This window comes from Streptosporangium sp. NPDC049046 (genome assembly GCF_040649155.1).
Classification (GTDB): Bacteria; Actinomycetota; Actinomycetes; order Streptosporangiales; family Streptosporangiaceae; genus Streptosporangium.
Window position 1 is genome coordinate 194,275 of the sequence record NZ_JBEZEZ010000004.1, and the last position, 21,478, is coordinate 215,752.

22 protein-coding genes are annotated in these 21,478 nt (G+C 71.0%); 6 read left to right on the top strand and 16 right to left on the bottom strand.

What is annotated here, in order from left to right; genetic code table 11:
* Entirely contained in the window at positions 1 to 1,155 is a 1,155-nt protein-coding gene (locus AB0B96_RS07270) for an STM4014 family protein (RefSeq protein WP_362897029.1), read from the bottom strand.
* On the bottom strand, positions 1,128 to 2,078 hold the full coding sequence (locus AB0B96_RS07275) for an STM4015 family protein (RefSeq protein WP_362897031.1): 951 nt from the start codon (positions 2,076 to 2,078) through the stop codon (positions 1,128 to 1,130). The genes AB0B96_RS07270 and AB0B96_RS07275 overlap by 28 nt, the downstream gene beginning before the upstream one ends.
* A 128-nt stretch (positions 2,079 to 2,206) precedes the next feature.
* On the opposite strand from AB0B96_RS07275, the gene AB0B96_RS07280 reads away from it, so the two are divergent.
* Positions 2,207 to 3,634 carry an MFS transporter gene (locus AB0B96_RS07280; RefSeq protein ID WP_362897032.1) on the top strand — a complete coding sequence of 476 codons (1,428 nt, stop codon included), beginning with the start codon at positions 2,207 to 2,209 and terminating at the stop codon, positions 3,632 to 3,634.
* Positions 3,635 to 3,652: 18 nt separating this feature from the next.
* Here AB0B96_RS07280 and AB0B96_RS07285 read toward each other — a convergent pair whose 3' ends face one another.
* The gene (locus tag AB0B96_RS07285; RefSeq protein WP_362897034.1) at positions 3,653 to 4,882 is read right to left on the bottom strand and encodes a cytochrome P450; all 1,230 of its coding nucleotides are present in this window, start codon (positions 4,880 to 4,882) and stop codon (positions 3,653 to 3,655) included.
* A 95-nt stretch (positions 4,883 to 4,977) separates the two neighbouring features.
* On the opposite strand from AB0B96_RS07285, the gene AB0B96_RS07290 reads away from it, so the two are divergent.
* On the top strand, positions 4,978 to 6,411 hold the full coding sequence (locus AB0B96_RS07290) for an FG-GAP repeat protein (RefSeq protein ID WP_362897035.1): 1,434 nt from the start codon (positions 4,978 to 4,980) through the stop codon (positions 6,409 to 6,411).
* A gap of 189 nt (positions 6,412 to 6,600) precedes the next feature.
* Here AB0B96_RS07290 and AB0B96_RS07295 read toward each other — a convergent pair whose 3' ends face one another.
* The 3 genes from AB0B96_RS07295 to AB0B96_RS07305 form a co-directional block, all read right to left on the bottom strand.
* Positions 6,601 to 7,146, bottom strand: coding sequence for a hypothetical protein (locus AB0B96_RS07295; protein ID WP_350943696.1), 546 nt, complete (start codon positions 7,144 to 7,146; stop codon positions 6,601 to 6,603).
* Between the two features lie 43 nt (positions 7,147 to 7,189).
* Positions 7,190 to 8,725: an alkaline phosphatase D family protein gene (locus AB0B96_RS07300; RefSeq protein WP_362897037.1), complete on the bottom strand. Its 1,536-nt coding sequence runs from the start codon at positions 8,723 to 8,725 to the stop codon at positions 7,190 to 7,192.
* Positions 8,726 to 9,059: 334 nt separating this feature from the next.
* Positions 9,060 to 9,893, bottom strand: a complete 834-nt coding sequence (locus tag AB0B96_RS07305; protein ID WP_362897038.1) for a hypothetical protein — start codon at positions 9,891 to 9,893, stop codon at positions 9,060 to 9,062.
* 163 nt (positions 9,894 to 10,056) lie between these two features.
* Between AB0B96_RS07305 and AB0B96_RS07310 the strand changes: the two genes are divergently transcribed.
* Positions 10,057 to 10,881 (top strand): PaaX family transcriptional regulator C-terminal domain-containing protein, encoded by an 825-nt coding sequence (locus AB0B96_RS07310; protein ID WP_350943699.1) that lies wholly within the window; start codon positions 10,057 to 10,059, stop codon positions 10,879 to 10,881.
* Positions 10,882 to 10,905: 24 nt separating this feature from the next.
* On the opposite strand, the gene AB0B96_RS07315 is transcribed toward AB0B96_RS07310, so the two are convergent.
* Positions 10,906 to 11,415: a flavin reductase family protein gene (locus tag AB0B96_RS07315; protein WP_350943700.1), complete on the bottom strand. Its 510-nt coding sequence runs from the start codon at positions 11,413 to 11,415 to the stop codon at positions 10,906 to 10,908.
* 95 nt (positions 11,416 to 11,510) lie between these two features.
* Between AB0B96_RS07315 and AB0B96_RS07320 the strand changes: the two genes are divergently transcribed.
* On the top strand, positions 11,511 to 12,008 hold the full coding sequence (locus AB0B96_RS07320) for a hypothetical protein (protein ID WP_362897039.1): 498 nt from the start codon (positions 11,511 to 11,513) through the stop codon (positions 12,006 to 12,008).
* On the opposite strand, the gene AB0B96_RS07325 is transcribed toward AB0B96_RS07320, so the two are convergent.
* Genes AB0B96_RS07325 through AB0B96_RS07360 form a run of 8 tightly spaced genes read right to left on the bottom strand, consistent with a single transcriptional unit; the run spans position 11,998 to position 18,272 of the window.
* Positions 11,998 to 12,759 carry an SDR family oxidoreductase gene (locus tag AB0B96_RS07325; RefSeq protein ID WP_362897040.1) on the bottom strand — a complete coding sequence of 254 codons (762 nt, stop codon included), beginning with the start codon at positions 12,757 to 12,759 and terminating at the stop codon, positions 11,998 to 12,000. The two genes, AB0B96_RS07320 and AB0B96_RS07325, sit on opposite strands and share 11 nt — an antisense overlap.
* On the bottom strand, positions 12,756 to 13,778 hold the full coding sequence (locus AB0B96_RS07330; protein WP_362897041.1) for an LLM class flavin-dependent oxidoreductase: 1,023 nt from the start codon (positions 13,776 to 13,778) through the stop codon (positions 12,756 to 12,758). Before AB0B96_RS07330 ends, AB0B96_RS07325 begins: the two co-directional genes overlap by 4 nt.
* Positions 13,765 to 14,052: a TIGR04076 family protein gene (locus AB0B96_RS07335; protein WP_362897042.1), complete on the bottom strand. Its 288-nt coding sequence runs from the start codon at positions 14,050 to 14,052 to the stop codon at positions 13,765 to 13,767. Before AB0B96_RS07335 ends, AB0B96_RS07330 begins: the two co-directional genes overlap by 14 nt.
* Positions 14,049 to 14,348: a TIGR04076 family protein gene (locus tag AB0B96_RS07340; protein ID WP_350943705.1), complete on the bottom strand. Its 300-nt coding sequence runs from the start codon at positions 14,346 to 14,348 to the stop codon at positions 14,049 to 14,051. Before AB0B96_RS07340 ends, AB0B96_RS07335 begins: the two co-directional genes overlap by 4 nt.
* Positions 14,345 to 15,553, bottom strand: a complete 1,209-nt coding sequence (locus tag AB0B96_RS07345) for an acyl-CoA dehydrogenase family protein (protein WP_362897043.1) — start codon at positions 15,551 to 15,553, stop codon at positions 14,345 to 14,347. Before AB0B96_RS07345 ends, AB0B96_RS07340 begins: the two co-directional genes overlap by 4 nt.
* 59 nt (positions 15,554 to 15,612) lie before the next feature.
* Positions 15,613 to 16,404, bottom strand: coding sequence for an amino acid ABC transporter ATP-binding protein (locus tag AB0B96_RS07350; protein ID WP_362897044.1), 792 nt, complete (start codon positions 16,402 to 16,404; stop codon positions 15,613 to 15,615).
* The gene (locus tag AB0B96_RS07355) at positions 16,401 to 17,273 is read right to left on the bottom strand and encodes an amino acid ABC transporter permease (protein ID WP_350943708.1); all 873 of its coding nucleotides are present in this window, start codon (positions 17,271 to 17,273) and stop codon (positions 16,401 to 16,403) included. Before AB0B96_RS07355 ends, AB0B96_RS07350 begins: the two co-directional genes overlap by 4 nt.
* A 9-nt stretch (positions 17,274 to 17,282) precedes the next feature.
* The gene (locus tag AB0B96_RS07360) at positions 17,283 to 18,272 is read right to left on the bottom strand and encodes a transporter substrate-binding domain-containing protein (RefSeq protein WP_362897045.1); all 990 of its coding nucleotides are present in this window, start codon (positions 18,270 to 18,272) and stop codon (positions 17,283 to 17,285) included.
* A gap of 473 nt (positions 18,273 to 18,745) precedes the next feature.
* Here AB0B96_RS07360 and arfB point away from each other — a divergent pair, with 473 nt between their 5' ends.
* Positions 18,746 to 19,168 carry an alternative ribosome rescue aminoacyl-tRNA hydrolase ArfB gene (gene arfB / locus AB0B96_RS07365; RefSeq protein WP_350943712.1) on the top strand — a complete coding sequence of 141 codons (423 nt, stop codon included), beginning with the start codon at positions 18,746 to 18,748 and terminating at the stop codon, positions 19,166 to 19,168.
* A gap of 202 nt (positions 19,169 to 19,370) precedes the next feature.
* The gene (locus tag AB0B96_RS07370) at positions 19,371 to 19,814 is read left to right on the top strand and encodes an NUDIX hydrolase (protein ID WP_350943714.1); all 444 of its coding nucleotides are present in this window, start codon (positions 19,371 to 19,373) and stop codon (positions 19,812 to 19,814) included.
* Positions 19,815 to 19,869: 55 nt separating this feature from the next.
* On the opposite strand, the gene AB0B96_RS07375 is transcribed toward AB0B96_RS07370, so the two are convergent.
* Positions 19,870 to 21,345 (bottom strand): glycosyltransferase family 39 protein, encoded by a 1,476-nt coding sequence (locus tag AB0B96_RS07375; RefSeq protein ID WP_362897046.1) that lies wholly within the window; start codon positions 21,343 to 21,345, stop codon positions 19,870 to 19,872.
* Positions 21,346 to 21,478 lie beyond the last annotated feature (133 nt).

Below are 21,478 nucleotides of genomic sequence, written 5' to 3' on the forward strand. Positions count from 1 at the left end.
TCACGCACCGGGCCCCCTTCCCCCGCTCCCCACCGGAACTCTCGCTCTCCCGATCGGGGCGTGCCTGGCGAGAATCGCGCGGACCTGGGCGCCGTAGGTGTCGAGCCCCTCGGCTCCGCCACCCGGCAGCCCCTCCAGCCCGGGAAGCAGGTCTCCAAACGCGTTCACCTCGGCCACCGCGAACTCCCGCCAGTCGACCCCGATCATCAGGTCGACCCCGACGGCGAGGCTCCCTGGGAAGCGGGCCGCCGTCCGCGCGCATATCTCCAGGACCGTCTCCCACCCCCGAGGGCCGAGAGCGGCCTCGACGGCGCCCAGATCACCCCGTATGCCGCCGAGGTGGAGGTTCGTCATCGGGCTGCGGCTCGCGCGGACGACCGCGTGGGTGGGGGTGCCGTCCACGACGACCACCCTCAGGTCGATCGCGCGCCCTTGGAGGCTCGCCTTGGGAAACCAGCGCTCGACGTGCAGGCCGTCGGTGGCCAGCAGGTCGACGATCGCCGCCACCTCGGTCTCGTCCTCGTAACACCTGACCCGCAGCGAGTTGCGCAGCCCGCCGGAGACCGGCTCCGCCGAGGTCACCGCTCTCACCCGGCGCCCAGAGGCGTGCAGGGCGACGACGCCGGAGGCCGACGAGCCGTGGGCCGGTTTGACGAACACCCGGCCCCAGCGGGCCTCGCCCATCCGCTCGCGCAACTCGGCGTAGCCGCCGACCGGCCCGGAGAGTGCCGGAGGCACCGGCACCCCGGCCTCCGACAGCCTGGCGTGACAGCGCCGCTTGTCGAACATCACCGAGACGTCCTCCACGTCGGCGAGCAGCGCGGCTCCCGGCGTCGCGGCCACCGCCCGAAGGACCCTGGTGATCCCGGCGACGAACCCGGCGTACCAGCGGGCGCCCCCGCCGACCCTGGACGGCTCGCCGGGGCCGCGCAGCAGCGCGTCCGCCTCGGCGTCCTCCCCCGGCGAGTCGATCCTCACGAGCGTCTCCGGCGCGATCCGGATCTCCTCGCCGCGCAGCACGGACGTCCACGGCACGACGGCGGGCTCGTCCAGCCCCTGCCGGACGCAGGCGTCGGCGAACATGGCCACCCGCCGGTCGCCCGGCGTGCCGACGACGGCGAGCGCCCTCACTCGGCGACCGCGACGTAGCGCCACTCGTCGTCGGGCTCCTGCTGGTCGGACACGTCGAGATGAATGCCGGAGAACGTCGCGGTGAGGCGCTCGACCATGGCGTCGGTGAGGTAGTGGTGGTGCAGGTCCAGGCGCTTGAGGTGGGTGAGGGAGACCCCGGAGAGCAGGGCCTCGGCGCCCTCGTCGGTGAGCACCCCCATCGACAGGGAGAGCGACTCCAGCCGGGCCACGACGGGGGCGGAGGCGACGAGAGCCGCGACCTGGTCCTGGATCTCGCTGTCCTGCAGCCCCAGGTGCCTGAGGGCGGGCAGTCGCTCACCGGACAGGATGTTCTCCAGGTCGGCCCCGGTGGTCTCACCGCCGTACTCACTCGTGCCGAGCCAGAGTTCCAGGTATTCGAGCGCGGGGAACTCGCTCATGCCGACCGCCCTGACCACGGAGGCGGGCAGCCCGCCGGTCTCGAAGCGCAGTATCTTGAGGTGCTCGTGCCTGACCGGCCGCAACTCCAGCCCCGTCCCGCCCCGGACCTCCAGCCGCTCCAGCAGCGGGAAGGACTCCAGCAGCGGGGTGACGTCGCTCTGCTGGATCCAGGAGATCTCGCACTCCTCCTGCGGCATCGCGGCGAAGAAGAGCGAGCGCAAGGCGGGGAAACGCTCCGCGTTCTCCGCCAGCAGCCGGATGGGCTCCGAGGCGTCCTTTTCGTAGGCGTCGGCCCAGCCACCGATGATGAGCGCCCTCACCTCGGTGGTGTCGACGGTCTCGGTGAAGCGCGCGAAGTGCTCCTCGAAGGTCTCCTTGGCGTCGTAGACGCGGACCGAGACACGCCACGCGGCCTCCCCCGCGGCAGGCATGGGCGCTCCCGGGGGGCGCAGGCCCACGATGGGCAGGCCCGCGTAGTCTCCTCGGTAAAGACCGTCGACGTCGTCGTTGAACTCGCTGTAGTCCATCGGAGGCTCCCCGTCAGGCTCGGCTGTGACAAGGACCGTCCTATCAGAGGCGCGCGACACTTCGGACCTCGCTCCCGGGGTCGAGGACGCGGTCGGACAGGTGGGAAAGGTCGGCGATGATGAGCGGCATGGACAACGGTCACATTCGCTTCACCTCGGCGACGGGTCGCTGGGTCCTCCTGACCACCGTACTCGGCTCCGGCATGGCCATGCTGGACGGCACGGTCGTCAACGTGGCCCTGCCCGCCCTCGGCGCCGATCTCGGCGCCGACATGGCGGGCCTGCAGTGGACGGTCAACGCCTACACCCTCACACTGGCGGGCCTGATCCTGCTGGGCGGATCGCTCGGCGACCGGTACGGCAGGCGCAAGGTCTTCCTGATCGGCGTCGTCTGGTTCGCCCTCGCCTCCGCCCTGTGCGGCCTCGCGCCCAACGTGGAGACGCTGATCGCCGCCCGTGCCCTGCAGGGCGCCGGCGGGGCACTGCTCACCCCGGGATCCCTCGCCATCATCCAGGCGTCCTTCGACCGCGACGACCGGCCCAGGGCGATCGGAGCGTGGTCGGGCCTGGGCGGGGTGGCCGCGGCCATCGGCCCGCTGCTGGGCGGCTGGCTGGTGGAGACGGCCGGGTGGCGCTGGGTGTTCCTGATCAACCTGCCGCTCGCGGTCCTCGTCGTGGCGGTCGCCCTACGGCACGTCCCCGAGAGCAGAAACCCCTCTGCCACCGGAAGGTTCGACGTCCTGGGCGCGGCGCTCGCGGCGTTCGCGCTCGCCGGGATCACCTACGGCCTGATCGACCTCGCGATCGTCCCGATCGCGGTGGGCGTGCTGCTGGGCGCGGCATTCGTCTGGCTGGAGATCAGGCGCTCGCCCGAGGCGCTCGTACCGGTCGAGGTCTTCTCCTCAAAGGTGTTCAGCGCGGTCAACGTCGTCACCTTCATCATGTACGCCGCGATGGGCGTGGTGTTCTTCCTCCTCGTCGTCCAGTTGCAGGTGTCGGCGGGCTTCTCCCCGCTGGTGGCCGGGACCGCGATGATCCCGGTGACGATCCTGATGCTGCTGCTGTCGGCGCGCGCGGGTGAGCTGGCCAGGCGCCTGGGGCCCCGGCTGCCGATGACGACCGGCATCCTGGTCTGCGCCGGCGCCCTGCTGCTGATGTCGCGGATCGGCCCCGGCTCGTCGTACGTGGTGGACGTGCTGCTTCCGGCGACCCTGTTCGGGCTGGGCCTGTCGGCCGCGGTCGCGCCGCTCACCGCGACGGTGCTCGCCACCGCCGCCGAACGCCACGCGGGGGTGGCGAGCGGGGTGAACAACGCCGTCGCCAGGACCGGCGGGCTGCTCGCGGTGGCCGCGATCCCCCCGCTCGCCGGGCTGACCGGCGACGCCTTCGCCTCCCCCGTGATCTTCACCTCGGGATTCCACACCACGATGCTGGTGAGCGCGGTGATGATGGGATTCGCGGCGCTGATCACCTTCCTCACCATCAGGGAGAACGTCCTCGTCCCGGACGAGCCGAAGCTGAGCTGCCCGGTGACGACCCCCCAGCCCGGCAAGTGACCGTGACTCAGGAGGGCCTCAGAAGGTGAACGCCTGGCTGCGGACGCTGTTGTCGAAGTTGGACACCAGCAGCTCGGGCTCGCCGACCGAGCGGATCTCCGGCAGCCGGGTGAACAGCTCGCGGAACATCGCCCTGATCTCCTGCCTGGCGAGGTTCGCGCCCAGGCAGAAGTGCGGCCCCGGACCGCCGAAGCCCACGTGGGGCTTGGTGTCACGGGTGATGTCGAACCGGTCGGCGTCGGGGAAGACCGTCTCGTCGCGGTTCGCCGAACCGTAGAAGAGCACGACCTTGTCACCGGCCTTCAGGTGCAGGCCGCGCAGGTCGTAGTCCTCGGTGACGGTGCGGCGGAACTGCATGATGGGTGAGACGTAACGGACCATCTCCTCGATCGCGCCGCCGATGTGGGCGTCGAAGTCGTCCGCCAGCAGGCGCCGCTGCTCGGGGTTGTCGGTCAGCAGCTTGATGCCGTGCGCCATGGTGTTGCGGGCCGTCTCGTTGCCCGCCACGAGCAGCAGCGTGAAGAACGATCCCAGCTCGCGGTCGGTCAGCCTCTCACCGTCGACGTTCGCGGTGACGAGCGCCGAGACGAGGTCGCCGCGCGGCGTCTGGGCACGCTCCTTGCCCAGGTTGATCACCAGCCGCTGCAGGGCGAGCAGCGCGAGCGTGTTCTGGGCGGCCATCCTCACGGTGTGCGCCAGGCTGGGCCGCACGCCGGAGTAGGCGGTGGAGATGTCGACGTGCTGGTGGACCTTGGCCCGCACGTCGTCGGGGACGCCCATCATGTCGCAGATGACGTGGATGGGAAGCTTGGCGGCCACCTGACCGACGAAGTCACCGGGTCCTGCGGCCGTCACGTCGTCGACGATGCGCGCGCACGCGGCGTCGATGTCGCCCTGCAGACCGGCCAGCATCTTCGGGCTGAACGCGCGGGAGACGATGCGGCGCAGCCTGGCGTGCCTGGGGTCGTCCATGTTGACCATGGACTCGCCGAACACGTGCTTGACCCAGCCGGGCGGCTCGGGGCTGGTCACGCCGGGCTCGCTGGAGAACACCTTGGCGTTGCGGCTCGCCTCCACCACGTCGGCGTGGCGGACCAGTGCGTAGAAACCCTTGCCCGAGCGGAGCAGCGGGACCCGCTTCTCCTCGAAGAACACCGGCTTGTCGAGATCCCGAAGCCGCGCGAACGCCTCATGCCGCTCCTTGAGCGGCCGCCGCCAGAATCCCAGGTCGGCCAGGTCGATTTCCATGGCGTCAATCCTGGCATGTTCTTTACGCGTACCGGCCACGTGAATTTCATGTCCCGGTGGGCCGCGTGTCCGAATCACCGGAAACCATCACAGGTATGAGAGCCGCGCTCCTCACCTCCGCAGTCCTCACCTCCCTGCTGGTCCCCCTGTTGGTCTCCGCCTCCCCTCCCCCCGTCCACGCCTCGGCCGCCGCCTGCTCCGGCGTACCCTCCGACTTCGACGGCGACGGACGGGCCGATCTCGCGGTCGCCGCGCCCTACACCCGCTCCGGCGGCCACGCCCGCGCGGGATCGGTCACCGTCCTGTACGACCTGCGCGACCCCGTGGAACTCACCCAGGACACGCCCGGGGTGCCCGGCGAGAGCCAGACCGGGGACTCGTTCGGCTCGGCGCTCGCGACCGGTGACCTCGACGGCGACGGCTGCGCCGACCTCGCCGTGGGCGTCTCCGAGAAGAACCGCTCCCGGCCGGGAGAGGAGGGCCACGGTGTCGTGCAACTGTTCCACGGCTCGCCTGACGGCCTGCGGCCCGGCAAGGCGATCGACGCCGACGACCTGGGCCGCGAAGGTGATCCCGGCCGGTTCGGTGCCGCGCTCGCGGCGGGGGACCTGGACGGCGACGGCGACGACGAACTGGTGATCGGCGCCCCCGGGCTGGGCGGTGGCGCGGTCGGGGTGTACGGCCTCAAGGGCCGCAAACCGTACATGATCACGCAGGAGACCCGCTGGGTGGGGCAGCGTGAGCGGGAGACCGACCAGTTCGGCGCGGCGCTCGCCACCGGCGACTTCGACGGCGACGGCCGGGCCGAGATCGCCGTGGGCGCGCCCGCGGACACGGTGCTGAAGAACGGCCAGGGCTCGGTCACCGTCCTCGACGTCCGGCGCCGGAAGGCGACCATGCTCACCCAGGACAGTCCCTGGATCAGCGGCCTCGCCGAGGCCTGGGACTTCTTCGGCAGCGCCCTCGCCGCCGGTGACTTCAACGCCGACGGACGCGACGACCTGGCGATCGGGGTGCCCGGCGAGGGACTGAGCGAGAACCAGCGGGCGATGGACTACGGCGACGGCACCGTGCACGTCGTCTACGGTTCCCGCTCAGGACTGCGGACGGCGGTCTCCGAGGCCTGGTCGCAGCGCTCCCTGAAGGGCGAGCCGCGCTACTTCGACCGCTTCGGCGCCGCCCTCGCCGCCGGGGACCTCAACGGCGACGGCGACGACGAGCTGGTGATCGGGGCGCCGGGTGAGAACGCCGTCCACGTGCTCGCGGGAACCCGTTCAGGCGGCCTCACCAGGAACCACAACCTGTTGATCACCGGTGCGGGCGGCGACTTCGGCGCGGCCCTGGCCACGGTCGCCGGGCGCCGCCTCGTCGTCGCCGCCCCGGGCAGCGGCAGGCTCACCCTGCTGCGCGGAAGCGTGCGGAAGGGCTCCTACCCGGGCATCCGCCCGTCGACGGCGAAACCCCTCGTCGGCGCCCCCAAGGACACCCTGTTCGGCTACACCTTCGCGAGCCCGTCCTCCTCGCGGTAGACGCCTGCGAGGGAGCGGGCCGCACGGGTGGTGGCGGGCCCCCGATCGTCGGCGAGACCGTCACCCACCTGGGTGGCGGACCGGCCGGCCTGACGGCCGAGACCGATCGTGAGGCCGAAAGGAGTCCGCGCGTCTTCTGCGCCGGACCGGGGGTGCCCCCGCGCCCGGCGCCGGAAAGAGGACGCGGGTTCAGCGGATGCGCGTGCTGGCCTTGATCTTGCGGCCGATCTCCTTGCGGAGCTTGCGGATGTCGGCGTCCGCGTTGGATGTGGCGATAACGCCGAACGCGGCGGTGGCGACGCCCCGGCGTGAGCCGGCCCAGGCGCGGATCCGCACGGTCGTCGAGTCGCCCTTGTCCAGGGAGGTGATCCAGCACGACAGGCTACGGCCCTTGACGGAGCATTTGACGCTGCGCGGCTTGGAGACCACCCGGATCTTACGGAAACGTTTGGAGAAGTCTCCGGTGAGTGCCACGTAGTGCTGGCCCTTGGCCTTCCTGTTGCGGACCTTGACGGAGTAGACGAGGGATCCGCCCCGTTTGACGTGCTTGGGGAAGGTGATCACGTACCCGAAGGCGGAGGGCGCCGCGGCGGCGGGCGCGACCGCGGGCGCGGCTGGTAACGCGGGTAACGCTGACAGGGCTGATGAGGCTGTGGCGGGGGTCGGGGACAGGAGGGCGCCGCCCACCGCTGCGGCGAGAGCCGCGGCGGTGAGCCTCGTGGTGAGGGGACTCATAAGCGGCATCATCCAATAAATCAGTCCGAATTCCTCTCACGTTTCAGGTTAGTGCCGACTGTCCTGACGGCACGGTGAACCGTGCGCCGGTCTTCGCGGGGGCGCCACGCCTGCTGATGTAGTCGAGCGTGCGGAAGTCCGCCTGCAGTTCCTCCGGGGTGACCCGGCAGACGATGTAGCCGCGCCGCTGGTCAAGGTAGGAGATATGCGGATTTTCCGCGATCGTCCCGGAGATCCGGCCCTCGTCGCGGTAGCCGTCGCCGTCACTCGCGATCGAGGAGGTGACGAGTTCCACCGCCACGCGGGGAGAGTCGGGGTCGTCGAAGTCGAGCTTCAGGTCCGCCGCGTGGTGCATGTGCGCGTCGCCGGTCAGCACGACCGGGTTGGACGCGCCCGAGTCGCGAAACCCGGTGAGCAGGCGGGTGCGCTCTGCGGCATAGCCGTCCCAGGAGTCCATGTTGACCTCGACTCCCGGCCCGACCTTGGAGTCGCGCTGGGCCATCAGGATCTGCTGGCCGACCAGGTTCCAGCGGGCGCCGGAACTCGCGAGACCGTCCAGCAGCCAGCGCCGCTGGTCCTCGCCGAGCAGGGTGCGTCCGGTCGCGAGCCGCTCGTCGCAGCCGGACCTGAGCCCGTCCTCGCACGCCTGGTCGTCACGGAACTGCCGGGTGTCGAGCAGGTGGAAACGGGCGAGCGGCCCCCAGTCCACCCGGCGGTGGACCCGCATCGACGCGCCTCCCGGCACGCTCGTCCTGCGCAGCGGCATGTTCTCGTAGTACGCCTGGAAGGCGTTCGCCCTGCGCCGGGCGAAGGCCGGGGCGCCGGTGCTGGAGACGTCCCCCGCCCAGTTGTTCTCGATCTCGTGATCGTCGAAGGCGACCAGCCACGGCGCGACCGCGTGCGCCGCCTGCAGGTCGGTGTCGCTCTTGTACTGCGCGTGGCGCATCCGGTAGTCGGCCAGCGTGGCGCACTTGCCCCAGGTGTGCTGCCGGACGCTCCCGCCCAGCGTCGTGTATCCCCTGGGGGCGTACTCGTACATGTAGTCGCCCAGATGCACGACCAGCTCGGGGTCCTGCTCGGCCAGCCTTCTGTACGCCGTGTAGAAACCGTGCTCGTAGTGGGCGCAGGCGGCGACGGCGAAGGTGAGCGGGGACGACGAGGACGACGAGGGCACCGCGGACGGTGCCGTACGGGTGCGGCCGGTCGGCGACAGGTGGCCCTCGGCGCGGAAGCGGTAGAAATACTCCCGCCCCGGCTCCAGGCCGTCGACCTCGACATGGACGCTGTGCGCCTGCTTCCAGCGCGCGGTCTCGGTGCCCTCGCGGACCACCTTGGAGAACCGCTCGTCGGTGGCGAGCTGCCATTCGACGTCCACGTCCCTCACCGGCATGCCGCCCCGGCCGTTCAGGCCGAGCGGGTCGAGGGCGAGCCTGGTCCACAGCACGATCCCGTCCTTGGACGGGTCGCCGGAGGCGATGCCGAGGGTGAAGGGATCACCGGCGAGGGCCCGGGAGGGGCCGAGCCCCGCCCCGGTCAGCAACAGGCCGCCCGCACCCGCGGCGGCGAAGGAAAGAAACACTCTGCGTGACGGCTTCTGCTCCACCCCACCAGTGCAGCCTTTTCGGCTTTCTCCGCTGTGACCTGCGAATCAAGGCGAGATGAACAGCCGTCGCACAGAAAGACGCCTTACCCACCGTGATTGAACGACGGCCGACCTTGGGACGACATCACGGCGAAGAGCCGACCTCGCGCCGGTGGCCGCGCGGCACGGACGGCGACGACGGCCCGTGACCGCGAAGGATCGGAACCCACGGTGACCGACGCGTCCGGTGAGCGCGGGCGAACGCCTTCAGAACGGAGCCGACGGATCCCGTCAAAGGCACCGCGGCCGGTCAGAGCGGGGATGCCCGCCGTCAGTGCAGGTAGGGCTTGAGGTGGGGGGTGAGGGCACCGCAGCCCAGGTATTTCTCCACGGTGTGGAAGTCGATCCAGTCGAGGTTGACGATGACCTCCTGGTCGACCCCGGTGAAGCAGGTCCGCAGCGCTGGAGGGATCGCCGCGATGTCGTCCTTGTCGGCGATGTTGACCCACCGCTTGACCTTGCGGGGTCGCTCGCCCCAGTTGTTGACCGGGGCGGGCACCAGGCGCTCGAAGATCACGTTGCGCATGCCGAGCGGGCTGCCGAGGGTGATGAGCAGGTCGACCTCCAGGTCGGGGTTGGCCCAGAGCGTCTCGTACGTCACCACACTGCCCAGCGAGTGGGCGATCACCACCTTGGGGCGGTTGCGCCTGATCACCTCGGCCACGGCCGCCCGGGCCTTCGCCCTGGCCTCGCCCCCGGCGGCCATGTAGGCGGCGACCTCGGGGCAGAACAGCCTGGCGAACTCGGCGGCGTTGACCTCCAGCCGGTCCAGCAGCCAGCCGGTCATCCGGTACAGGGCGCCGGTCAGCCCCTCCCCCACCGCGTCGATCTGCCTGGCCCAGGCGACGAAGACCTCCTGGGCGCCGACGTCCATGGTCCGCACCGCGCGTACGGACTCGTCCTTGCTCTCGCCCAGCAGGTGGGCGTAGTAGGCGATCTCGGTGACGTAGCGCTCCTTGGCGTGCGGCTTGCCGCCGGTGAGGCCCTTGTGCAGGTAACGGTCCCACTTGTCGCGCATCGCGACGGCCGCGCCGCTGACCGAGTTACCCGCGTCACGGTAGTAGCGGTACTTGCCGATACCGTGCACGCCGACGATCGTGTCCATGCTCCCCGCCCTCTGAAGCCCTGTTTCCCGGGTGTCGTACGCCCCCGGGCAACTGTGGCGGAAGCGAGCACCGCGCCACAAGGCCGCGGCGGCACCCGCCGGAGGAGGCCGTGATCGCTCGCGTCGCCCCGGGGAGAGAGGGAGCGCATGCTAGCATCAAAGCTTGCGTACAGACGGTGATGATCTCTTCGACGTGCAGCCGCAGAGCCTGCTGATGACGACTTTCGGGGCCTTCCTGGAGCCCCGCACGGCGCCGGTGTGGTCGGGCGGCCTGGTCACTTTGCTCGACTATTTCGGGATCACCACCGCGGCGGCCCGCATCGCGTTGGCGCGCCTCGTCCAGCGCGAGCTCGCCGAGCGGCACCGTAAGGGGCGGCACGTCTACTACACGCTGACCAGGCGGAGCGTGCATCTGCTGGAGGACGGCGACGAGCGGATCTCCTCGCTCGGTAAGCGCCCCGGCGCTGCCTCGACCTGGACGCTCGTCTGGCACACGCTGCCCGACAGCCGCAAGGCCGAGCGGTCCAACTTCGTGCGCCAGCTCCGCTTCCACGGTTTCGGGCTTCTGCAGGACGGTATGTGGGTCTCGCCACGCGACTACGTGGCGGAGGTGACCGACCTGGTCGACAAGCTCGGCATCGCCGACGCCGTCACGATCTTCCGGGCCTCGCCCTCGGGAGACGTCGCCTCGGGGCCGCTGCTCGGGCATCTGTGGCAGCTCGACCAGGTCGCCGAGCGCTATCGCCACTTCGCCTCCAGATACGCCCCGCTGACCCGGCCGCCGCGGATGTCGCCGCGGGAGGCGTTCGTCACCTGCACCGAGATGATGCAGTCCTTCCGCTCGTTCGCCGACATCGACCCCGAGCTGCCCGAGGAGTGGGCGACCCACGCGGGGGCGCGCGAGGAGGCGATCGCGGTCTACTGGGAGGCGCTGGGCCGGCTCAGGGAGCCGGCCGCGACCCACTTTCGCGAGCTGACCCGCACCTGAGGCGGGCGGACCGGGCGTGTCCGCTCAGGCGGGCTCGCCGGACGCCAGCCGGTGGTAGCGGCTGTTGAAGAACAGCAGCGGCGTGTCGTGCTCGTGGTGGGTGCGCACGACCTGGCCGATGACGATCACATGGTCGCCCTTGCGCTGGGTGGACTCGACCTCGCACAGCATGCCCGCGAGCGCGCCGCGGATCACGGGCAGGCCGTCCACCAGCTCGAAGGCGGGGTCGTCCATGGTCGGCTGCGATCCGGCGAAGCGCCGGGAGTGCTCCTCGTGCTGCTCGGCGAGCACGCACACGCTGAACCGGCCGTTGCGCTCGATGGCCGCGCAGGTGTTCGAGCCGATCTTGAGGCAGACGAGGATCAGTGGCGGTTCCAGCGACACCGACGTCAGCGAGTTGACCGACGCGGCATAGGGCCGCCCCTGGTCCACCGTGGCCACGATCGCCACACCGGTGGCGAAGCGGCGCATCACCTCGCGCAGCAGGGCCGAATCGACGGGGACGGAGCCGAGCCCGGGGGGCGGCATGCCCATCCGCGCCTCCTTTCGCAGTGGCCCCTCGGGGGGCGCGTCAATAGATTACAAGTCAGCATTGTGCACTGTCTACCATCGTGGCTAGGCTGCGGAATGTGCCAGATCCCCGCATCGCCTCGCTACGACGGCTGCTCGCGGCGTACTACCGGCCGGAAGGACTCCGCCTGGGCATCGTGCTGTCGAGCGGGTGCGCCGACGAGGACGTCACCGCCGCCGCCGACACCCTCGCCGCACACGGCCAGCCACCCCCGCGCCGGCTCGCGCGGTTGCACCCGCGCCCGGGAGAGCCCGACACCCGCCCGGCCGACATCGCGGACTTCCTGCGCAGGTACGGCCACGAGTACGCCACCGTGTGGCTGCCCGCGCCCGCCGACGAGGCCGACCTCGCCTCCGTCACGGTCGCGGCCAGGGGCGCCGGCTGCGCGATCGGCTGGGACCTGACAGGCGGCGCGCATCCCGGCCCCGGCCTCGCGGACGGCGAGGCCCGGCTGCGCACGTGGGGGGTGGACTTCGCGCTCTGGTCGGCTCCGGCAGACCCGGCGGGCGAGACACGCGTCTACACCCGCGGGCCCTCCGCGTGGCTCAGCCGGTGAACTCGCCGCCGGTCATCCAGACCGTCTGCCCGGTGACCTGGTCGAACTCCGGTGAGACCAGCGCCACGACGGTACGCGCGACCTCACGCGGCGCCGGAAAGCGCGGCAGCGCCATCCGCCGGCGCAACGCCTCCGACAGCTCCCGCAGCGCGGGATCGTCCGGTTCCCCGGCGTCCGGCTCGGCCACCCGGCCCGGGGCCACCACGTTGGCCGTGATCCCGTACCGTCCCTCCTCGGCGGCGACGTAGCGCGTCAGCACCGACGCCGCCGCCTTCGCCGCCGCGTACGCCCCCATGCCCGGCATGGGGCGGGCCATCAGTGCCCCGGAGACGAACACGATGCGGCCGAAACCCGCCGCCCGCATACCGGGCAGGACCCGCCGGCACAGTTCGTGGTGGGCGCGCACGCCGTCGAGATGACGTTCCAGCGTGCCCGGCTCGATGTCGGCCACCGCCGCGACGCCCGCCGCTCCGGCCGGTTCCGCGGCGTTGACGAGGATCGTCACCGGTCCCAGTTCGGCCTCCACGGTGGACACAAGCCGGTCGGCGGATCGCGGCCCCGGCAGTGCCGCGCACACGGCCAGGCCACCGCCGCACTCCCGCACGATCTCGGCGGCCTGGCCCGCGGAGCGGTGGCAGTGCACGGCCACCGCCGCGCCCGCCGCGGCGAGCCCGGTGGCGACGTGTCTCCCGATCGCACCGGTCCCTCCCGCGACGAGCGCCACCCGTCCCGCCAGCGGCCCCGCGGTCATCCCGCCCCCCGGGCGCGCAGGGTGGGCAGCACGCTCTCACCGAAGATCCGCATCGCGTGGGTGAGGTCGGGGCCGAGCGGCGGCCCGAAGGAGATGTGCCGGGCTCCCGCGGCGAGCAGCGCCTCGCACTGCTCCAGCACGTCACGGGCCCCGCCGACGATGCCCAGGCTGAGCATCGACGACGAGGAGAGCACCGCCCCGGCCGCCTCGTCCAGGCGCCCGTCGTCCACGAGCGCCTGGGTCCGGGCGAACTCCTCGGGGTCCAGACCGTGGGCGGCGAGCGCGTCGGCCGACAGCGAGCCGCTGTAACGGGCGATGAACCTGGCCAGGGCGTGGCGGGCCTGTTCACGATCCTCGTCGAGCGAGCACCAGACACACGCGGCGATGTCCAGTGCGGCCACATCGCGGCCCTGCGCCTGTGCCCCGCGTCCGATCTGCTCCATCGCGTCGAGGACCTGGCCCGGCGGCAGGCACAGCGGCAGCGCGCCGTCCGCGTGCCGCCCGGCCAGCTCCAGCATCTTCGGACCCATCGCGCCGATGTAGATCGGCACCGGTCGCGGCGACTCGATGCGGGCCTGCTCGTGCCAGCCCTCGCCCGCGCCCGGCAGTCCGGCGGGGCTGTGGCCCTCGGTGAGCGCGCGGATCGCCACGATCGCCGTACGCGTGCGCGGCACCGGACGCGGCGCCACGATTCCGGCGCGGCGGAAGAAGACGTCGGAGCCGGCGCCCAGGCCGAGGATGAACCGGCCACCCGACAGCTCCTGATAGCCGGAGGCGAGCTGGGCGAGCTGGACGGGATGGATCGACACCGGGTCGAGCACCGCGGAGCCGACCTTGATCCGGTTCGTCGCCCCGAGCATCGCGGCCAGAGTCGCGATCCCCGGTCCGCCGAACAGATCGTTGCCGGTCCACACCTGGTCGAAGCCCATCGCCTCGGCGCGCACCGCGTGCTCGGTGATCTCCGCGATGCCACCCCCGCCGACCCGTACGCTGAAGATCGGTCCCTCATGCTCGGTCATCGTCGTCCACCTTTTCCAGACGCATGATCAGGTTCTCCGGCGGGTCGGGGCACGCGGCGAGCGGGCGCCCGGCCAGCCAGGCGTCCCCGCCCGGCGCGGCGAGCCGCCCGTTGAGCAGTGAGGTGGCCGAGGCGATGGCGTAGAAGCAGAAGTGCCCGCCCAGCGGCAGCGACACCCCCTCGGGGCCGACCTCGAAGTAGTCGCCGACGCGCAGCCCGCACGCCGAGTAGTTCATGAACTCAACGGTGCAGCGCACCCCGCGGCCCGCGCTCACTGTGCTCCTTCCGTCCCTGCCGCCCGGTCCACCCGCTCCAGACGCATGACGACGGCGTCGGCCGGGTCGGGACAGCAGATGAAGGGCTTGCGCTCCAGCCAGTGGTCGGCGGGCAGGTCCGACAGCCGGGACTCCAGGATCGGGAAGACCGCGGCCATGGCCTGCAGGCAGAAGGGCCTGCCCTGGGGCAGGGTCAGCGCGGTGCCCTCGACCTCGAAGTGATCACCGATGGCCAGGCCGCACCGCGGAGAGTCCGCCCGCTCGACCACGACCCGCACCCGCGGCGGCGCGGTCACGGCGCGGCGCCGAACAGGGTCGGCCCGCCGGCCGGGTCGTGCAGCACCTTCTCCGCCAGGGAGCCCCAGTGCACGCGCTTGGCCCCGACGTGCGCGAGCGCGCTCCAGGCGTCGCGCAGCACGCGCTGCATGGGATCGTCGTCGAAGAGATAGTGCGATCCGTACAGCTCCAGGCACAGATCGAGCACGCGGCGCAGCGTCTCGGCGGCCATGGTGTTGGTCGCGATCAGCCGGTGCTCCTGCGTCGGGGTGAGCACCCTGCCGGGGGTGAAGACGATCTCGTCGGTGCGCTTGGCGATGTCGGTGATCCCGGCGAGCAGCATGTCCACCTCGGCGCACGCCTGGCCGAGCACGCGCCTGGTCGTCACGTCGGCCACGCCCGCGGGCCCGAGCCTGCGGCGTACGGCCGTCAGCGCCAGGTCCAGCGCGTGCTGCGCCACACCGACGCAGACCCCGGTCAGGCCGAAGAACGCGAGCGTGACGTGCTTGTTGAGCGGGTCGGCGTCGGGGTTGGCGAGCGCCTCCCTGTCGAAGGAGTACCGCTCGGGAACGAACACCGGCTCGGTGATCGAGTAGGACGAGCTCCCCGAGCCGCGCACGCCGAGCGTGTGCCAGTTGTGGGCGTGCACCACCGCCTCGCGCGGCAGCCACAGGCCGAGAGTGAGCTGCTTGCCGTTCGGCCCGATCACCGGCTCGTCGCCGTCGAAGACCAGGCAGCCGCCGATGATGTGCTCGGCGACGTAGCTGCCGCTGCCCCAGTCCCACCGCCCGGTGACCAGGTAGCCGCCTTCGGTCACCTGCGCCCGGCCCTTGGGATGGAACGCGCCACTGGTGGGCATGTCGCGGGTCGGGTACAGCTCGTGGTACGCCTCGTCGCCGAGCCGCCCGGCGTAGAAACCGGTGGCGTTGAGCACCGCGACGTTCCAGGCCGTGCCCGCGTCCACCCTGGCGATTTTGGCGACGACGGCCACCTGGTCGGCGAGGGGCACCTCCATTCCGCCGAGGCGCGCGGGAAAGCCCATCTCGAACAGGCCCGCCCGGCGCAGCGCCAGCGCCGCCCGCTCGCTGAGCCGCCCCTTGGCGTCGCCGTCGGCGGCCTCCTCCGCGACGAGGTCGAGCACCGCGTCCGCGTTGGCCGACACCGCCTCCGCGGCCACCGGCGCACGCAACACACTCCCGGCGGGCAGTTCGTTGGTGGTGGTCATGATTCTCCTATCGGCCCCATCGGCCTTCTTCTTCGGTTCTCGGCGGTCAGGACGCGCGGTCATCGCAGCACGGCCGACAGGAACGCGCGGCTGCGTTCGTGCCGGGGGTTGCGCAGCACCTCGTGCGGCGGGCCCTGCTCGACGATCCGGCCGCCGTCCATGAACACCACGCGGCTCGCGACCTCGCGGGCGAAACCCATCTCGTGCGTCACGACGATCATCGTCATCCCGCGCGTCGCGAGATCTCGCATCACGTTGAGCACCTCGCCGACCAGTTCCGGATCGAGCGCGCTGGTCGGCTCGTCGAACAGCATCACCTTCGGGCGCATCGCCAGCGCCCGCGCGATGGCCACGCGCTGCTGCTGACCGCCGGACAGGCGCGAGGGATAGTCGCCGGCCTTGTCGGCCAGCCCGACGCTCTCCAGCAGCTCCAGCGCGTGGGTACGGGCGGCGGCCTTGTCCTCGCCGCGTACCCGCACGGGCGCGAAGGCGACGTTCTCCAGCGCGGTGAGGTGCGGGAACAGGTTGAAGTGCTGGAACACCATGCCGACCTGCGTACGCTGGCGGCAGGCCGCGTTCTCCCGCAGCTCGCGCAGCCTGCCGCGGTGCACGCGGTAGCCGACGAGCGAGCCGTCCACCAGCACCAGGCCGCGGTCGATGTCCTCCAGGTTGTTGACGCAGCGCAGCAGGGTGCTCTTGCCGCATCCCGAGGGCCCGATCAGGCACACCGTCTCGCCCGCGGCGACGGTGAGGTCGATGTCGAACAGGACCTGGCGGTGCCCGTACGACTTGCTGATGTTCTCGATCGAGACCATCGGCCGCGCGTCGCGCGGCTCCGGTTCGGCGGTCATCGTTCCGCGATCCTTCGTTCGAGGATGTACTGACCGGCCGTGAGCAGGGCGATCACGGCGAAGTACCAGACGGTCGCGACCAGCAGCATCTCGATCGTGCGGTAGTTGGAGCCGGAGATGGCCTGCGCGACGGTGAGCAGGTCGCCGCCGCCGATCACCGACACGATCGCGGTCGCCTTGAGCATGCTGATCAGCTCGTTTCCCATCGGGGGCACGATCACCCGCAGCGCCTGCGGCAGGACGATGAAGCGGGTGGTCCTCAGCGAGTTGAGCCCGAGCGCCTTGGCGGCCTCGCGCTGGCCTCGGCCGATCGCGAGCAGGCCGCCGCGTACGATCTCGGCCATGTAGCCGGAACCCGCGAGCGTCAGCCCGATGACCGAGGCCGCGAACGGCGTCAGCACCTCCTGCACCGGGCGGCTGAACACCTGCAGGTCGGTGAACGGGATACCGACGGTGATCCGGTCCACGAACAGTCCGAGGTTGCCGACGAAGATGAGCAGCAGGATCAGCGGGATACCGCGGAAGACGAAGATGTACGCCGCCGCGGTCGCGCTGATGATCCTGCTCGGTGACATCCGCATCAGCGCGACCACCACCGCGCCGATCACGGAGAACGCCATGCCCATCGCGGTCATCAGCAGCGTGCGCGTCAGGCCGGCCATGATGTCGGGGTGGAAGAGGTACTCGCCGACGACCGGCCACTCGATCTTGGGGTTCGCGGCGAAGGCGTAGGCCGTCATCGCGACGACCGCCACCACCAGCACGGCGACCGCGCCGCGCCCGTAGTGCCGCACCGGCACGGCGTCCTGGCGGGCGAGCGGCGAGACGCCGTCCGCGAGGCCGGGAGCCCGGGATGCCTGCTCTGTCATCACGACCGCTCAGGACGCGGGGGTGGCCGAGGCGCCCTGCCCGGCGGGCAGGCCGGTGTAGCTGTTCACCTTGATGTCCTCGGCGGGCAGCGCGGCGTCACCGGAGTCCCACCTGTCCATCACCTTCCGGTACTCCCCTGATCGCGCGAGTTCGCCGAGCGCTCCGGCCAGCGCGTTCGACAACCCGGGTTGCTCCTTGGAGATCGCGATCGCCACGTCGCGCTCCATGTACGGGTCGATCTGGTCGTCCGGCAGGGACACGTTCTCGAAGGCGGTGCCCGACTCCTTGGCGATGACCCGGACGGAGACCGTCACATCCATCCAGGCGTCCACGGTGCCACCCTTGATCGCGACGATCGCGCCCTGCGCGCCCGGGTAGCCGATCGGTGTGATCGCGGGTTTGCCCTGCCCGACGCAGAACTTCTCGCTGTTGCCCTTGACCACGGCCTCCTGCTGGCTGCCGCTCGGCACGCCGATCTTCAGGCCGCAGGCGTCCGAGAGGCTCTTGATCCCGTGCGGGTTGCCCTCCTTGACGAGCACGGACATCGGGGAGCGGTAGAAGCCAACGAGGTCGATCACCTGCTCGCGTTCCTTGCCGTCGCTGACCTGCCCGAACAGTGCGTCGACGTTGCCGCTCTGCAGTCCGGGCAGCTGCGCCGGCCACTGCAGGTTCTTCCACACCGGCGTCACGCCCAGGATCTCGCCGAGCGCGACCGCGAGGTCCGGGGTGATCCCGACCGGCTTGGAGGTGTCACCGGGCTCGATCCCGATGATCGGCGGTGTCTCCCACAGCGCGCCGAACACGATCTGCTTGCTCTGCTTGATCCGGTCGGGCAACTGATCGTGCAGCGCCTGGTCGAACGCCGAGGCCGCGGACGACTCCGGGGTCGTGGACGACGCCGAGGCCTGTGCCGGTCCGCCCTCGGATGAGTCGCTCCCGCAACCCCCGGCGCCCACTGCCAGGGCGACCGTGGCGGAACACGCCACCAGGGCGCGCACCGAACCACGTTTTGCGATTTGCACTGTTTTAGCGACCGGCACGGCTCACTCCTTCCTAAAGGTGACCTTTCGGGCACCGAGAGCTGAGACATTACATAGGAGTCAGCTGCACTGACAAGCATTTGCGGCGGAACGTTCCCGGCGAAAAAGAACGGCCGCTCGTGCCACGTCGCCCTCACATTCGAAGCAGGCCGGTGTGAGGGCGGCCAGGGCGATGCCGGACGAGAATCTCCAGGCCACGGTCATCGACGTCCGCGCCCACCTGCGCCTTCCCCGTCCGAAAACCCTCGTCCCGGCAGCGGCGAGCCGAGCCAGGCCAGGACGAAGGACCGGAAGATCACCGGCCGCAGGGACCGTGCACCGCTTCACGACTCATCGACCATCGAGAAACGGGGCATAAAAGCAGTTGATCCATGCTTGTCACTCCTCGGTACCCTGAGATCACGCCCCACCATGAGAAGGAAGTCACCGTCATGCCCGGTCCGCTCCAGATCAGCGGCTCGGTCTCGGTCCCCGAGGCCGAGCTCGGCTGGCGGTTCTCCCGTTCCTCCGGCCCCGGCGGCCAGGGGGTCAACACCACCGACAGCCGGGTCGAGCTCAGCTTCGACCTCGCCGCCACCGAGGCGCTGGGGCCCGTCTTCAAGGCCCGCGCCCTCGAACGCCTCGCTCCCCGCCTGGTGAACGGGGTGATCACCGTCGCCGCCTCGGAGTTCCGCTCCCAGCTGCGCAACCGCGAGGCCGCCGAGATGCGTCTGGCCCAGATCCTGCGCGAGGCGATCGCCCCGCCGCCCAAGAAGCGCCGCCCGACCAAGCCGAGCAGGGGCGCGATCGAGCGGCGGATCACCGCCAAGAAGCAACGTTCCGACCTCAAGCGCCTGCGTGGGGACCGCTACTGACCCGCTCTTCGCACACGCCGCGGGCGGCCATGTCCGATCCGACGCGGTGAGCGATCGCCCCAGGCAGGTCGGGGGCGGGTGCGGAACACAGGATCGGCCGACCCCGTTTTCAGGAGGTGGTCGGCCACCCGGGTCGTGAAGAAATCCCACCTCCCCGGCTCGGATGCGGACCGTGTCGCCGGGGCGGTGACAGAATGGCCGCATGTCCGTCGTGCCGAGCGTCCGCGCCGTACTTCTCGACGAGGACCGTCTGGTGGTGTTCCGGCGCACGGTTCCCGGCAGGGAGCCGTACTGGTCCGTTCCGGGCGGCCACGTCGAGCCCGAGGACGCCTCCCTTGAGCACACCCTGCACCGCGAGGTCATGGAGGAACTGGGCGCCGTGGTCTCCGCTGTCACCCCGCTCACGACCCTGGAGTGCCTTCGCGACGGGGGGATCAAGACCCAGCACGTCTACGGCTGCCGCCTCGTCTCCATGGACCCCGCGCTGCGCTGCGGCCCGGAGTTCGACGATCCCGCCCGCGGCGAGTACGAGGTGGTGCGGCTCCCGCTGGATCCGGCCGAGATCTCCGCCATCAATCTCGTCCCCCCGGAGCTCGGCGTCTACCTCACCGGCACCGTCACCCACCTGCCCGCCCTGATCGCCTGACCTTCCGCGTCCTCCGCGCACGAGGGCCTCACGCGCTTTCGCCGGGCTCGCGTGGTCAGCGCCGTTCGCGGACGTACAGGGCGAACCAGGAATACCCGAAGTCGTCGGTGGACTTCAGGGTGAAGTCGCGGTCGGCCATGAGGGCCAGATAGCGCTCGTCGTCCTCCACGAAGGACCTGTCCTTGCGCTTCCTGCCGCCGCTGACCAGCCAGACACGCTCGACCCCCTCCAGCGCGGCCGTGAACTGCGCGGCGGTCCTGGGCTCGCGTCGGCCGGGAGCGTAGGTGAGGTCGCGCAGGTCACGGTAGGCGTCCTCGTAGACGGCGACGAACAGGCGCCTGTTTTTCGTCACGTAGAGCACGGCGTCGCCGGGACGCTGCCTGGCCAGCAGCGTGGCCGCCATGTCACGCAGATCGTCCGGCCGTGTGTCCGGCTCGCGGATCGTGAGGTGCGTCGGAACGGTCAGCGCCGCGACCAGGAGCACTCCGATCCAGCCCAGCGCCCGGGGCCGCAGGGCGTTCAGGCCGGCCCCGGCGAGCAGCGCCGTCGCGGGGACGGCGAAAAGCACGTATCTGGGCTGGAAGACGGGGTAGACCACGGAGATCGCCATGGACACGAACGGCAGCAGCGCCCAGGGCAGCGCGACCGCCGTCAGCCGCCCACCGGAGAACGCGCCGATGAGCATGAGGGCGATCAGGAGCAGCGCGGCCCATCCGGTGCCCGCCACCTCCTCCCCGAACCAGACGACGTCGGTGAGCTTCGACGGCTTCAACCACGACAGCTGAGCCTCGCGCTGACCTGCCGCCAGGAGCGCGAGCGGGACGATCCCGGCCGCGGCCACGGCGAGCGCACCGGCGAACCTCGCGATCTCGGACCGGGACACCGGCACCGACGCGGACGGGGACTCCGACGCGGACAGGGACGGGGAGGAGGGCGCCGACCGGGGCGCCTGACGCCACCACAGCACCGTCACCGCGTGCGCGACGACCAGGAGGAGGGCGTAGACGTGAAACCAGCCGAGCAACACCAGGCAGGCCCCGTAGGCCGCGTACCATCGGCGGCTCGACCGCCTCGCCGCCTCGATGAGCACCCAGGTGGCCAGGACGGCGACCGCCGTCACGATCGCGTAGCTGCGCGCCTCCTGGGCGTACCGGCTCACCATCGGCAGCACGGCGTAGAGCGATCCCGCGAGAAGACCGGCCCCCGGGGTGGCGAGCCTCCTGCCCAGGACCGCGATGCCGTACGCGGCGGCGGCCGTGGCGATGGCCGAGGGCAGGCGCATGGCCAGCTCGCCGGTCGAGAACGCGGCGAACGGCCGGAGCAGGAGATAGTAGAGCGCGTGCACCCGGTCGATGCTGCCGAGCAGGTGCCACAGGTCGTCGATGGGCATCGAGGCGGCCAGGACGCTGACCGACTCGTCGCGCCAGAACGAGGGCGTGGTGATGCCCCACAGCCCGATCAGCATCGCCGCCACCGCGGGGATCGCCTCCGGCAGACGACGCCGGACCCTGCCCTTCTCCGCAACACCCATCACATCGCGCTATTTCACACCATGAAGGCGATCAACGCGACGGTACGGCCGGACCCGGCCGCGGGTGGGGGCACCAAGCCTAACGACGATCCCCCTTATACCGATATTTCCGGCATTGCGGATGAGGTGGGCA